The organism is Shimia sp. MIT1388, assembly GCF_047124445.1.
Lineage (GTDB): Bacteria > Pseudomonadota > Alphaproteobacteria > Rhodobacterales > Rhodobacteraceae > Shimia.
This window is the reverse complement of the sequence record NZ_CP138921.1, coordinates 315,845-327,987: the sequence shown is the minus strand read 5'-3', so window position 1 is coordinate 327,987 and position 12,143 is coordinate 315,845. Positions and strand designations below refer to the sequence as shown.

The following is a 12,143-nucleotide window of genomic DNA, read 5'->3' as shown; positions in this document are numbered from 1 at the left end:
GGAAGTGGCCGTTAGCCCGGCTACTCTTTCCCCAACCGCTTGCGCATCCCGTCGACCAGCACCTCCGGCGACACGTCCGCCTCCACCGCCAGCTTGCGTAGGCCAAAATGCACATGCGCGATGTCCTGATAGTAGCTGGTGTAGGCATAATTCGTCGCCGCCCCCGCCGCCGCGCCAATCACCGGCACCATCTGCGCCGCCAGCTTTTGCCCCAAAACCGGTGCCAGTTTAGGCACAATCACCGTGCTGATCCATTTGGTGCCACCCATCGCCAATCCGGCCCGCTGCTCCAACATCGCCAAATCCGCGCCGCGATCTTCCTCAAACGGCCCATTCGCGGCCAACACGCGCACGCAATCAAACCGCACGCTCTCATGGCTGGGATCAAACCCATATTGCACCGCCACGCCTTGAATGGCGCGCAACAGCACCGTCACCGTGATCGGCAGTTCCGCCAGCGAAGACGTCACGCCCCCAGCCCCGCCCGCCGCGCCCAGCGCGGCTGTGATGGACGCGTTGATCCAATCCGGCTGATCTTTCACCAGGCCCCGGCTGCCATCGGCCCACTTGACGGCCTGCATCAAAGCCACCTCCGTGGCCCCACCGAGCCCGTCCTGCACCTCACCTGGCAGGCTCTTGAGCAAGCCCGACACCGGCATGCCCAACACGCCAAGCACTTTCATACCCAGCCCACTGGCCCCGCCATAACGCTTGGCCAGCGCGTCTAGTTCAGAATTTACGTCAATGTCTTGGTCCGGAACGTCCGGCAAAATTTCGATTTGGGTCATGGGTAAGAGATGGGGTGATTGGCCGCTGGTTCAACCACACAGAGAGGCAACCCCATTCAAATGTGCCTAGGCAATTGTTTGATCAGCACGAGATGACCAAAGTCAGCAACGAGCCCCTAATGCCTATCGCCCCTCACAGTTTCTGATGTTCGTTCAGCGCCAAATTGGCTGGCCTTGCGCAATCAAGCGGAGCTTTTTGACTGACCTTTGACCCGACCTGCAATGATGAAGCGCCCATTCAATCTAAAAAGCACTCGCGAAATTTGCTGTCACCCTTGATCACAAGACCCGCTTCTTCGATGGCTTCCTTCAATCTGTCAGTGAGGAACACCACATCGGTCGCACGGCTATCGCGCCACAGGTCCAAGTCGCCCGCCGAGCTTGGATCGACACACAGCCGATACTTTTCGTCAGTTTCAATTCGCCAGCGATGGTCGTTATGGGTGGGCTCCACGCCGGTCGATTTTTCCGGCACCAAGCAATTTCGGTTTTCCCGGAAATGTACGAAGTACCAGCGCCCATCAACAGGCGTCGCTTGATCAATCTCTCTTAAAGGAATGGCCTTTAGTCGTGTGGCCCCGAGGTTAAACTTTTGAAGTAAGTCAAACATGGCGCCGGAAATAACCACCAAACCGTTTTTTCCTTTGAAAACATCCCGCATCTGATCAGGGGAAACGCCTTCTCGATAGGTGGGATACATGTAATCTGGGTATTCCTCGACACGGATATCTTGCGGTGAATTTGGAATGTTTCCAGGTGAGACGTGGCGGTACCTTTGGGCAAGATCAACTGTTTGCTCCAGGGAACATGCCTCCCCATCAGGGCCAGGTAAATGGAAGCTCACGTAAACCCCAGCCTCAGGGTCTGAAAGAAAACACGAGTCCCAGACTTTTTCATGAGCCATTTCTGCATACCCTTTTCGTTTGAAAATAACCTTTTGAGGAATGCAGCAATGCGGTCATTGGTGTGCCAACAGTGCAGGGATGCTAAGCCCGCGTAGCAGACCTACCCCACGCACTCCACATCCCCAACAACACCGTCCCAAGCGCCCTCTACAAGCGCCCGGCCCAGCACCCGCTCGGGATTGGTCGGCGGCGGCATCACCACGCCCTCAAGTTTCTCAAAGCCAAACCGCTTGTAATACGGCGCATCACCCACCAGCATCACCCGTTCCCACCCCAAAGGCTGTGCGCGGTGCAAACTGTCCTCGATCAACAATCCGCCCAAGCCTTCGCCTTGGTGTGTTGGGTGCACCGCCACCGGCCCCAGCAGCAACGCCTGCACCGCGCCAATCTTCACCGGCCAATAGCGGATCGCCCCGGCCAAAATCCCCTCGGCATCGCGCGCGGTCAGCGACAGCCCCGCCACAGGGTCCACACCATCGCGCAAACGATAAGACGACAAGGCCTCACGCCCCGGCGCAAAGCAGAGGTCGTAAAGCGCCTCCACTTCCCACCAATCGTCCTTTGCTTCCACTGCCAGCGTAAACACCTGCGCGCCTCTTGCCCGTCTGAAACTTTGCGGTTTCCTCGCCCCTAACATGGCGTTACGACTGCCTGCAAACCAATATGGAGTCAGTCCGATGTTCTATCAGCCCAAAGACGGCCACGGCCTGCCGCACAACCCGTTCAAAGCCATCGTCAGCCCGCGCCCCATCGCTTGGGTCTCCACCCAAGATGCCAACGGCGAGCGCAACCTTGCGCCTTATTCGTTCTTCAATGCGCTTGCGGACAATCCCCCGCAGGTGATGTTTGCCTCCACCGGCAAGAAAGACGATCAGGCCGAGGGCAAGGACAGCCTGTCCAACATCCGCGCCACCGGCGTGTTCTGCGTGAACATCGTGGAGGAGAGCATTCGCGACGCGATGAACATCTCGTCCGGACCGCTGGGCAAGGATGAAGACGAGTTTGCGGCCGCAGGCCTGGAAGCCGCCCAATGTGACACCATCGACTGCCCGCGCCTTGTGGGTGCGCCCGCCTCGCTGGAATGCCGCCTGACCCAGATTGTGCCTCTCCTGGGAGAGAACAACTTTATGGCCATCGGCGAAGTGACCGGCGTGCACCTGCGCGACAATTGCATTGTGGATGGTATCTTTGACGTCACCACCTACCGCCCTCTCAGCCGCCTTGGCTACAAGGATTATGCGGTGGTCGACAACACCTTCACCCTCGCCCGCCCCGATCAATAAGTCAGGGGCCTCAGGCGCGAGGGACATTTGACAAGGAGGGCCACATGCCCCTTCCCGATCCCAAAACCGCCTTTCCGATCACCCTGCCGGATGGCAGCAAACACGCAGGCACTGTGCTGCTGTCTGCGGTGATTGACCAAGACAACATCAAAGTTGGGGACTACACCTACGCCTCCGACTTTGACCCTCCAGAGGATTGGGCACAGCGTCTTGTGCCCTACCTCTATCCCTTCAGCCAAGGCGCGCTGCACATCGGCAAGTTTTGCCAGATCGCGCATGGCGTCCGCTTCATCACCAGCTCCGCCAACCACGCCATGGACGGGCTAAGTTGTTATCCCTTCCCGATCTTTGGTGAGACCGTGCCGGAGGACTACCAACCGGACAAGCGGGACACGGTTGTGGGCCATGACGTCTGGCTCGGCTACGGCGCGATGGTGCTGCCCGGTGCGCAGATCGGCCATGGTGCCATCATCGGCGCAGGTGCGGTGGTGCGCGGCACGGTGCCCCCCTATGGCATCGTCACCGGCAATCCCGGAACTGTGGTGAAAAAGCGCTTTGATGAAGCGACCATTACGCAGCTTTTGGACATAGCCTGGTGGGACTGGCCCAAGGGGAAGATCGACCGCGTGATCCCGGCCATCATGGCGGGCGACATTGCGGCCCTAAAGGCGGTCTAAAACACCACTTCCGCCAATGTGATCCACACCGGCAGGCTCACCGCCCCCAACAACGTTGTCTGCGCCACCAATGTCGCGGACAACTCCCGATCTGCGCCAAACCCGGAGGCCAACACATGTGCCGCGCTCGCGGTCGGCAAGGCCGCCCAGATCACAAGCACCACCGCCACGCCGCTCTCCAGCCCCAATGCCAACGCCAGCACCAGCGCCGCCACCGGCATCACCACGAGCTTGGTGGCGCAGATAATGCCGCTGAACGCATCCAAGCGCGCCAGCGCCCCCCAATTCATCGTCGCCCCCACCGAGATCAAGGCGATCGGGATCGCTGCCGCAGCAAGCATCTCCAGGGGTGCCAGCACTGGTGCTGGGATCGTCATGCCTGACAGCCCCACCAGAACGCCCCCCAATGAGGCAATCAAAAACGGATTGAGCGCTACCTTCTTCACTGTGCCCCACAGCCCAAAGCTGCCGCCCCGGCTCAGCGCGCTCACCGCAAACACATTGGCCATCGGCACCGCCATGCCGATTGCCACCGCCATCACGCCCGCATCGGCCTTCCCCGTTGTGGCAATCGCAATAAACGCCAGCGCCGTGTTGAACCGCCACGCGGTCTGCCACGCTCCGGCAAAGTCCAAAAACCGCTCCGGCCCAAACCGCCGTGCGCCATAGCCCACCACCAAGCCCACCGCTAACAGCGCCCAGACCAAAGGCGCAATGCCCACCACCTGAGCGACTTCCAAAGGCCGCTGGCTTGCCGCCACAAACAACAACGCCGGAAACAGGATCTCAAAGTTGAGCTTGTCCAACCCTTGCCAGGCATTGGCCGACAGACGTTTACGCAGCACGCCACCCAACCCCACGAGCAGGAACGACGGCAAAAGCCCGATCAGAATGGCAAGGAAGGTCATGGGAACGCTCCGGTGTGGTCCCATCCCTATTGCGCCAGTTCCCGCCATGAAACAAGAGGTGCGGCTCGCCGCTTTGCCGCGACAACCAAAAAGGGCCAGCCCCTCGGCCAGCCCTTTCTCAACCCTTTTTGCGAGGCAGCTTAGTGCCCGCCGCCAAACACCCCGGTCTTCACCGGATAGTCCACCGCGATCTGATACTCGGGATCATCGTCACTATCGACCATCAGGTTGCCTGCTTTGGTCAGCAGCTCGTGGCAATCCCGGCTCAGGTGGCGCAGCACAACCTGCTTGCCTGCCGCCTCGTACTTGGCCGCCACCGCTTCAATTGCCTGCAACGCGGACTGGTCCACCACACGGGAACGGGCGAAGTCCACAATCACGTGCTCTGGATCGGCGTCCACAGTGAACAGCTCGCTGAAGCCCTCAGCAGAGCCAAAGAACAGCGGGCCTTCGATCTCATAGACCTTCGCGCCCGGATCGCTCTCACTCTCACGGGTGTTCGCGTGAATACGCCGCGCGTTCTGCCAGCTATAGGCCAGCGCGCTCACAATCACGCCAACCACAACCGCCACCGCGAGATCTTCCAGCACGGTCACAACGGTCACCAGCACAATCACAAAGGCGTCCATCTTAGGAACGCGGCGCATGATCTGGAAGCTGTTCCAGGCAAAGGTGCCGATCACCACCATGAACATCACACCCACCAGCGCGGCCAGCGGGATACGCTCGATCAACGGGCTTGCTACAACGATAAACGCCAACAGAAACAGCGCTGCGCAAATCCCTGCAATCCGCGTGCGACCGCCGGACTTCACGTTGATCATCGACTGACCAATCATCGCGCAACCGCCCATACCGCCAAAGAAGCCGGTCACAACGTTGGCTGTCCCCTGTGCAATACATTCTTGCGACGCACCGCCACGCTTGCCGGTCATCTCCCCCACAAGGTTAAGCGTCAGCAAGCTTTCGATCAGGCCAATCGCCGCGAGGATCACCGCGTATGGCAGGATGATGTAGAGCGTTTCAAGGTTAAACGGCGCCAAAAGCGCAGGCGGGTAGATCCCCTCGCCTTCGCCAAACGGAATGTGGAAGCTCGGCAGGCCGCCCTTGATGGAGGCCATATCGCCCACGGTTGGCACATTGATGCCAAACACAATCACGATAATCGCAGTGATCCCGATGCCCGCCAACGGTGCCGGAATGGCTTTGGTCAGCTTTGGCAGCCCCCAGATGATGCCCATGGTCAACGCCACAAGGCCCAACATCATCGCCATCTGCGGACCTGCCAGCCACGCATCTGTGTTGGCGGGATCTTTAAACTGCGTCAGCTGCGCCAGGAAAATCACAATCGCCAGACCGTTCACAAAGCCCAGCATCACCGGATGCGGCACAAGGCGGATGAACTTGCCCCAATGCAACGCACCCGCGATGATCTGCAAAATCCCCATCAAGATCACGGTCGCAAACAGATACTCCACGCCATGTTCGGCCACCAAGGCCACCATCACCACCGCCAGCGCACCGGTGGCACCAGAGATCATACCCGGACGCCCGCCAATCAACGCGGTGATCAGGCCGACCAAAAACGCCGCATAAAGCCCCACCAGCGGGTGCACACCGGCCACAAAGGCAAAGGCCACCGCTTCCGGCACAAGCGCCAGCGCCACGGTCAGGCCGGAGAGCACTTCGGTCTTGATCCGGTTCGGAGTGAACCCTTCGTCCTGCATGATCGAAAGGTTGGGAGGAGAAATATTCTTGGCCAGCATGGCCAACGCCGCGCGTCTCATGAGTGTACCTGCGTAAATCTGGGAGTGTTCGCTTTGCGGCCTCCCTAGCCGGTTTGCCCTTAACAAACAATAGCGGCGACTGGCCCGACGCCCCGTCAGAGGCTTTTGCACCACGTTCCGCCGCGCCACTGCCCTCGCTGCCGCCCAATTCGGCATTCTCCCTCACAGATTACTGACCCCACGTGATTGGACAGCCAAGCCTCTGAAATGAAGAGTGCCGTCACCGCGTACCGTTTCAGGAGTCCCCCATGCGCTGGCTCGCCGCCCTCACTCTTGCCGCCACTCCCCTCGCCGCTCAGGATCAGGACGGCAACGACCGCCCATCCAATTGGCGGGTCACCCACCACGCGATCCACGACATCTGGAACACGCTGTGTGACGAGCGCGACGAAAACGGCACGTTGGCGCAACGCTGCTACATCCGACGCGTGGACGTGTTCTCACCGCAGCCCAACTTTGCCGCACAGTTCTTCTTCCTGACCCAATCCGAAGACAGCCGCCCAGAAATCGAGTTTGGCTTGGAACTCGGCACCCTCACCGCCCCCGGCAATTTCCGCATCGAACGCGACGGCACCTCCGTTTGGCGCACCAACCGGGTCGGCTGTCTAACCGGCACCGGATGCACATTCGACGGCGACGCCGCAGAAACCTTGCTGTTGGAGATGCGCACTGGAGGCGACTTCCGCTTCACCTTCCGCGATCGCCATGGCGCCTCCCAAGACTTGACATGGCCACTTACAGGCTTCGAAGCCGCTTTCGCCGATTACAATGCCCAACTTGCAAAACGCGGCTTGTCCCAACCCTGATGCCAGCCAAATTTGCACCTCCGTGATACCGACGCATTACAGACGCGTTACCGACCCGGCTTTTCCTTGCAATTCCGACCCCTTGTGCGCACAACTTTGCCCAACGATTAGCACTGGGAGACGGGCATGACTGAGGCCACCAAAGAAACCATGATCGCCGTGATTGGCGGCTCCGGCATCTATGACATCGACGGCTTGGAAGACGCCACATGGCAGGCAGTCGAAAGCCCTTTTGGCACACCGTCTGACGAAATCCTAACCGGCCGCTTGAACGGCGTGAAAATGGCCTTCCTACCGCGCCACGGCCGTGGCCACGTGCACACGCCCACCTCTGTACCTTACCGCGCCAACATCGACGCGCTCAAACGCATTGGCGTGACCGATGTGATCTCCGTCTCCGCCACCGGCTCCTTCCGCGAAGAGATGGCGCCCGGCGATTTTGTTATTGTGGATCAATTCATTGACCGCACCTTTGCGCGCGAAAAATCCTTCTTTGGCCCAGGCCTTGTCGCCCACGTCAGCGTGGCGCACCCGACCTGCCCGCGCCTCTCAGACGCCTGCTTCACCGCAGCAACCGATGCGGGCATCAAAGTGCACAAAGGCGGGACTTATCTGGCCATGGAAGGCCCGCAGTTCTCCACCTTGGCGGAAAGCAAAATGTATCGCGAAAGCTGGGGCGCGGATGTGATTGGCATGACCAACATGCCCGAAGCCAAATTGGCCCGTGAAGCCGAACTCTGCTACGCTTCGGTTGCCATGGTCACCGACTATGACAGCTGGCATCCGGAGCATGGCGAAGTGGATGTCACTGAAATCATTGCAACATTGACCGGTAACAGCGAAAAAGCCCGCAACCTTGTGCGCGGTCTCCCTGCCCTCCTCGGCGCGGAACGTGCTGACTGTGAACACAGCTGTGACAAAGCGCTGGAGTTTGCCATCATGACCGCTCCGGACAAACGTGACCCAGACATGATTGCCAAACTGGATGCGGTCGCCGGTCGCGTGCTCGCAGGCTAATTGCCGCTAGACCAAATCACTTTTCACCTGTTTGATAGGGCTTTCTGATTCAATTGCAGGCCCTTTTCATGTCCCTTGATCTCTGGCTGACCTTTGTCGCCGCCTCCACCGCGCTCTTGCTGATCCCCGGCCCCACCATCTTGTTGGTGCTCAGCTACGCCCTCACCCAAGGACGCAAAGTCGCCATTGCCACGGCCGCCGGTGTGGCCCTGGGCGATCTGATTGCCATGACCGCCTCGCTGATGGGCTTGGGCGCCATTGTGCTGGCCTCCGCCACCGCCTTCATGGTGCTCAAATGGGTTGGCGCGGTCTACCTTGTGTGGCTGGGCTACAAAATGCTGCGCAGCGCGGGTCAGGCCCATCTGGGGGACATCAGCAAATCCGCAGACCTGCCAGCCCGCGGCGTCTTTGGCCATGCCGCCGCCGTCACCGCGCTGAACCCCAAAAGCATCGGCTTTTTCATCGCCTTTGTACCGCAGTTCATTGACCCAACCGCAGCCATGCTGCCGCAGTTTGCCATTTTGATCAGCACCTTTGTCAGCCTCGCCGCCCTCAATGCGCTGGCCTATGCACTCTTGGCTGACCGGCTGCGCAGCCGCATTGAAAAGCCCGCCGTCATGCGTAACCTGACCCGCGTTGGTGGCGTCACTTTGATGGGCATGGGGGTGCTCACGGCAACCTTGAAACGTGCCGCTTAACGTTTGTTTTTCTTCATAAACTTGCGGATAAAGCCGCGAATTTCCCGCGCGGCGCTGGTGTCCATGTCTTTGCACAGATCGACAAAGGCATCGCGCTCTTTCTTGTCGAGCCGCAAGATCAACTGACTGTCCTTCTTGGCTTTGGACTTCACTTTGACCTTGGACTTGCCCTTCGGCTTTGACTTGACCGTGATCTTGTCCGGCTGCGCCGCGTCTTTTGATCCCATGTAACACCCACCCAAACGAAATCCCTGCCCCAAAATCTGCTTACAGAGGGGACGTGGTCCCCGTCCAGAGCAAACTCTCCCCATCGCGACAAACTCCGCCCTTGCGCGCCGCGCTTGCATCCGCCAAACCTGCTGCGTCTGAAATTTAACCCCGGAACCCAAGATGCCCAAAAGCGCCGACGTCAAAGACTATATCCGCACCATTGTCGATTTCCCGCATGAAGGCATCATGTTCCGCGATGTCACCACCTTGTTTGCCGACCCGCGCGGGTTCCGCATGGCGATTGACCAAATGCTGCATCCCTACGCCGGCACCCGCATCGACAAGGTGGTTGGCCTCGAAGCGCGCGGCTTCATCTTGGGTGGTGCCATTGCGCACCAATTGAGCGTCGGTTTTGTGCCGATCCGCAAGAAAGGCAAACTGCCCGGCACCACCATCTCACAGGACTACAAGCTCGAGTACGGCGAAGCGATTGTCGAAATCCACGACGACGCCATTCAACCAGGCGAGCAAATCCTTGTGGTCGATGACTTGCTGGCCACCGGCGGCACCGCTGAGGCGGGCATCAAACTGATCGAACGCCTGGGCGGCGAGATCATCAGCTGTTCCTTTATCATCAACCTGCCGGAGCTTGGCGGCCGCAAGAAGCTTGAGGCCATGGGCATGGATGTCTCCGTGCTTTGTGAGTTCGACGGCCTGTAAGAGGGGCTTTGCCCCGTCGCCTTTGGCGACTCCCCAAGGTATTTGGAGAAGAAGAAAGCCTTAGGGCGCGAGCACCGCGCCCGGGTTCATGATCCCCTTCGGATCCAGCGCCGTTTTGATGGCGCGCATCGCCGCCAGCCGCGCAGGGTCCCCGTATTTCTCCAAATCCTCAACCTTGAGCCGGCCAACACCGTGTTCGGCACTGAACGAGCCGCCATAGCGGTGCACAAGGTCATAGATCTGTGCGCTGAGATCGTGGCGGATATCGTCATAGTCATGCCGGTCACCGCCTTTGGGCGGGAACAGGTTGTAATGCAAATTGCCGTCGCCAAGGTGCCCAAAACAATTGATACGCAACGGACATTGCGCGGCAATATTAGCGCTCATCTCTGTGATGAACTCTGGCAAGGCTTCCAACGGCAGGGAAATGTCGTGGCTCGCCACCGAGCCAATCGCTTTGTTGGCCACAGGAATGTGCTCACGTAGGTTCCAGAAATCGTCCCGCTGGCGCGCGCTCTGGGCAATCAACCCGTCCTCTACCAAGCCTTCTTCAAGCGCTTCACCAAACAGCTCTTCTAGCAGCTCCTCTGCGCCCGATCCGGTGCCCACCTCAATCAACACCGACCACTCCGGCGCTGTGTCAAACGGCAAGCGCACGTCCGGCAGAGTTTCGGCCACAAAATCCATGCCGTTTTGATGCATCAGCTCAAACGCCGACACGGACTCCCCCGCGATGTCCCGCGCCAGAGCCAACAGGCGCAAAGCAGCTGTCGGGTCGGTCACCACCATGATCGCCGTGGCCACCGATTTTGGACGCGCAAATAGCTTCAGAGTCGCCGCCGTGATCACGCCCAGCGAGCCTTCTGCCCCGACCAAAAGGTTGCGCAGGTCATAGCCGGTGTTGTCTTTGCGCAGCCGCGTCAGCCCGTGCCAAATCTCGCCATTGGGCAGCACCGCTTCCAACCCCAAACATAGGTCCCGTGCATTGCCATAGCGCAAAACATTCACGCCGCCCGCATTGGTCGCCAAATTGCCTCCAATCCGCGCCGTGCCTTCCGCCCCAAGCGACAAGGGGAACAACCGATCCACCGCTTCAGCCGCTGCCTGCACATCCTGCAGGATCACACCTGCTTCCGCGATCATCACGTTTTCCAACGGGCGCACGTCCCGCACCTTGTTCATGCGTTCCAGGGACAGGATCACCGGCTTGGCGCCATTTTCCACAATCTGCCCGCCGACAAGCCCGGTGCCCCCACCATAAGGCACCACCGGCACGCTGGCCGCGTTGCAGGCCTTTACAACGGTTGCGACCTCTTCAACTGACCGTGGCAAAGCCACCACACCGCCGTTGCCAAAGGACCGCCCACGAGGCTCTTCCAAATAACGCGGCTCCGGGCTGCGCAAGGTGCCTTCCGGCAGCTGTTCGGACAGGGATTGGACAAAATCGGGGGAGGCATCACGTAAACTCATGGCCCTGATGTACGCTGCCGCTGCGGCAAGGTCCACGCAAAATCCCTTACGGGTCTTGTAGATAGCGCGGCGAGAGCACTTTGATGGTGGGCCGGTCCGGCAAATCCCGCAGGCTGACCGTCAGACTGGAACGCCCCTCGTTTTCGATCAGATATTCGTCGGACATGCCTGTCAAAAACGCGCTCAAGGTCCATTCCTCAAACCAATGCATCGGGATCACCACCTGCGCCTTGAGCCGCTTGAGCACCCGCATCATGGTCGGCACATCCAGGCTCATGCCACCATCCACCGCGGCCATCACCACATCCAACCGGCCAAGGGCGGCATATTGCGCGTCATTGGGCTCGTGATGCAGATGCCCCAAATGGCCGATACACAGCCCGGCAACTTCAAAGACAAAGATCGAGTTGCCCTTTTCCTCCACCCCGCCAAAGCTGCGAATGTCGGTGGAGACATTGCGGATCAGCATCGAGCCCAAATCCAGGTAGTGCTCGATCCCGAGGCCGTAATCTCCCCACCCCGGCAGGACATTGGGGATCGCCGGATCCGGGTTGGCGGTCCAATGGGTGTTGTGCGCGTGGTTCATTGTAACCACATCCGGCACCAGCGTGGTTGCGCCCAGAAACCCGGTGTAATCGGTGACCACATCAATGCCGTCGTGGCTCTGGATCAGGAAAGACGCGTGGCTGATGTAACTGATCCGCACCGCATGCTTTTCCACCGGCTCGCGAAAACTCGCTTTGTGCAGATATTCGATGCCAGGCACTTGCGCCAAAGCGATACAATGGCTGGGCCTACGATCCTGCGCATGTGCCGCTGTCGCCCACATCAGCGCTAGAATAACAAGAAACCGCATTCTGCATTCCTCCCTGTT

At 59.6% G+C, this 12,143-nt stretch carries 14 protein-coding genes; 6 read left to right on the top strand and 8 right to left on the bottom strand.

Features of this window, described 5'->3' with window-relative positions; genetic code table 11:
• Window positions 1-20: 20 nt before the first annotated feature.
• The 3 genes from SIB92_RS01600 to SIB92_RS01590 form a co-directional block, all read right to left on the bottom strand.
• Window positions 21-788 carry an EcsC family protein gene (locus SIB92_RS01600; protein ID WP_412554171.1) on the bottom strand — a complete coding sequence of 256 codons (768 nt, stop codon included), beginning with the start codon at window positions 786-788 and terminating at the stop codon, window positions 21-23.
• Window positions 789-1,026: 238 nt separating this feature from the next.
• Window positions 1,027-1,692, bottom strand: coding sequence for an imm11 family protein (locus SIB92_RS01595; RefSeq protein ID WP_412554170.1), 666 nt, complete (start codon window positions 1,690-1,692; stop codon window positions 1,027-1,029).
• Window positions 1,693-1,793: 101 nt separating this feature from the next.
• Window positions 1,794-2,279 carry a GNAT family N-acetyltransferase gene (locus tag SIB92_RS01590; protein WP_412554169.1) on the bottom strand — a complete coding sequence of 162 codons (486 nt, stop codon included), beginning with the start codon at window positions 2,277-2,279 and terminating at the stop codon, window positions 1,794-1,796.
• Window positions 2,280-2,370: 91 nt separating this feature from the next.
• Here SIB92_RS01590 and SIB92_RS01585 point away from each other — a divergent pair, with 91 nt between their 5' ends.
• Window positions 2,371-2,976 carry a flavin reductase family protein gene (locus SIB92_RS01585; RefSeq protein WP_412554168.1) on the top strand — a complete coding sequence of 202 codons (606 nt, stop codon included), beginning with the start codon at window positions 2,371-2,373 and terminating at the stop codon, window positions 2,974-2,976.
• Window positions 2,977-3,020: 44 nt separating this feature from the next.
• On the top strand, window positions 3,021-3,653 hold the full coding sequence (locus SIB92_RS01580) for a CatB-related O-acetyltransferase (protein WP_412554167.1): 633 nt from the start codon (window positions 3,021-3,023) through the stop codon (window positions 3,651-3,653).
• Here the strand turns inward: SIB92_RS01580 and SIB92_RS01575 are convergent.
• Window positions 3,650-4,561 (bottom strand): AEC family transporter, encoded by a 912-nt coding sequence (locus SIB92_RS01575; protein WP_412554166.1) that lies wholly within the window; start codon window positions 4,559-4,561, stop codon window positions 3,650-3,652. The two genes, SIB92_RS01580 and SIB92_RS01575, sit on opposite strands and share 4 nt — an antisense overlap.
• Window positions 4,562-4,701: 140 nt before the next feature.
• Entirely contained in the window at window positions 4,702-6,348 is a 1,647-nt protein-coding gene (locus SIB92_RS01570) for a SulP family inorganic anion transporter (RefSeq protein WP_412554165.1), read from the bottom strand.
• 248 nt (window positions 6,349-6,596) lie between these two features.
• Between SIB92_RS01570 and SIB92_RS01565 the strand changes: the two genes are divergently transcribed.
• The 3 genes from SIB92_RS01565 to SIB92_RS01555 all read left to right on the top strand — a co-directional run bounded on the left by SIB92_RS01565 (window position 6,597) and on the right by SIB92_RS01555 (window position 8,869).
• The gene (locus SIB92_RS01565; protein WP_412554164.1) at window positions 6,597-7,154 is read left to right on the top strand and encodes an invasion associated locus B family protein; all 558 of its coding nucleotides are present in this window, start codon (window positions 6,597-6,599) and stop codon (window positions 7,152-7,154) included.
• 126 nt (window positions 7,155-7,280) lie between these two features.
• Complete coding sequence (locus tag SIB92_RS01560) at window positions 7,281-8,171, top strand: S-methyl-5'-thioadenosine phosphorylase (RefSeq protein WP_412554163.1); 891 nt, start codon at window positions 7,281-7,283, stop codon at window positions 8,169-8,171.
• Between the two features lie 68 nt (window positions 8,172-8,239).
• Window positions 8,240-8,869: a LysE family translocator gene (locus SIB92_RS01555; RefSeq protein WP_412554162.1), complete on the top strand. Its 630-nt coding sequence runs from the start codon at window positions 8,240-8,242 to the stop codon at window positions 8,867-8,869.
• Here SIB92_RS01555 and SIB92_RS01550 read toward each other — a convergent pair.
• Window positions 8,866-9,096, bottom strand: a complete 231-nt coding sequence (locus SIB92_RS01550) for a hypothetical protein (protein WP_412554161.1) — start codon at window positions 9,094-9,096, stop codon at window positions 8,866-8,868. The two genes, SIB92_RS01555 and SIB92_RS01550, sit on opposite strands and share 4 nt — an antisense overlap.
• A 163-nt stretch (window positions 9,097-9,259) precedes the next feature.
• Between SIB92_RS01550 and SIB92_RS01545 the strand changes: the two genes are divergently transcribed.
• Window positions 9,260-9,799, top strand: a complete 540-nt coding sequence (locus SIB92_RS01545) for an adenine phosphoribosyltransferase (protein WP_412554160.1) — start codon at window positions 9,260-9,262, stop codon at window positions 9,797-9,799.
• Between the two features lie 60 nt (window positions 9,800-9,859).
• Here SIB92_RS01545 and SIB92_RS01540 read toward each other — a convergent pair whose 3' ends face one another.
• The gene (locus SIB92_RS01540; RefSeq protein WP_412554159.1) at window positions 9,860-11,269 is read right to left on the bottom strand and encodes an FAD-binding oxidoreductase; all 1,410 of its coding nucleotides are present in this window, start codon (window positions 11,267-11,269) and stop codon (window positions 9,860-9,862) included.
• Window positions 11,270-11,315: 46 nt separating this feature from the next.
• A complete protein-coding gene (locus SIB92_RS01535; protein WP_412554158.1) occupies window positions 11,316-12,125 on the bottom strand; it encodes an MBL fold metallo-hydrolase in 810 nt (269 codons plus the stop codon).
• Window positions 12,126-12,143 lie beyond the last annotated feature (18 nt).